The 1,214-nt window shown below is 73.6% G+C and carries 1 protein-coding gene; it reads right to left on the reverse strand.

Annotation, left to right across the window (positions count from 1 at the left end; all coding sequences use genetic code 11):
• On the reverse strand, positions 1-1,214 hold a 1,214-nt coding region (locus tag DZF91_RS23575; RefSeq protein ID WP_147341319.1), incomplete at both ends, for a D-alanyl-D-alanine carboxypeptidase family protein.

Below are 1,214 nucleotides of genomic sequence, written 5' to 3' on the forward strand. Positions count from 1 at the left end.
GCCGTGCGGGCCGGGAGCGGCGGCGGGCGGCGGGGCCAGCCGGACGTGCCCGCCCCGCTCGCCGGACGCGCCCGGAGCACCCGCGACGCCCGGAGCGCCCGACCTGTCGGGGGACGTGTCCGGGTTCGGAAGGCGCAGGTCGCCGCGCCGGTGGCGGCGGTGCAGGACGAGGAACAGCACGCCGATCGCGATCAGCGCGCCGACCGCGCCGCCGCCCACGACCATCCAGGTCCGCGAGGAGCTGGCCTTCTCGATGGCCGACCGCCCGTCGTCCTTGGCGCCCGACGCGTCCTGCCGGGCCCCCGCCTTGCCGGGCTCGACGAGCGTCCCGACGGGCTTCACCTTCCCGCGCGCCGCGAAGCCCCAGTCGAACAGCTTGGCGGCGTACGGGGACGGCGGCACGTCCGCCTTCATCAGCGAGATCAGGATGGTGTGCCCGCCGCGCCGGGCCTCCGCGACGAAGGTCTGCTGGGCCGTGACGGTGTAGCCGTTCTTGCCGCCGAGCATCCCGTTGTAGGCGTGCGGCTGGCCCGGCAGCATCCGGTTGTGCGTGTAGATCGGGTAGCCGCCCGGCTTGTGCTTCTTCTTCTGCTTCTTGTCCGGCGGGGCCGGGAACCAGAAGTTCAGCGCCTGGACGTACTTGCGGTACTCGGGGCTCTTCATCCCCTGGCGCAGGATCAGCGCCAGGTCGTAGGCCGAGGTGTGCTGCGTCCGCACCGTCAGCCCGAGGTCGACGTCCAGGCCGTTCGGGGACGCGGCGAGCGTGTCGCCCGCGTGCAGCTCCCGCGCCTCGGCGTTCATGTCGGCGATCGTCTTCTTCACGCCGCCGTTGGCCTCCGACAGCGTCACCGCGGCGTCGTTGGCCGACATCATCATCAGCGCGTGCAGGAGCTGGTCGACGGTGTAGTCCATCTTCGGCGTCATGCCGACCTTGGTGCCCTCGACGTCGCACGCCGCCTGGGACGGCCGGACCTTGCGGGACGCCTGCAGCTTCGGGATGAGGGTCAGCGCGGTCAGCGTCTTCAGCGTGCTCGCGGGCAGGTACTGGCCGTGCGGGTCCTTGGCGGCGAGGACGTCGCCGGTGTCGGCGTCGGCGATGACCCAGGACGCGGCGTGGATGTTCGGCGGCGCGGGCACCCCGGCGGCGGGGTTGACGACCACGCCGCGGCCGGCGAGCTGCGGCCCGCCGACCGGCTCGCCGGCCGGCGCGGAGC

Source organism: Actinomadura logoneensis, from assembly GCF_003428695.1.
Lineage (GTDB): Bacteria > Actinomycetota > Actinomycetes > Streptosporangiales > Streptosporangiaceae > Spirillospora > Spirillospora logoneensis.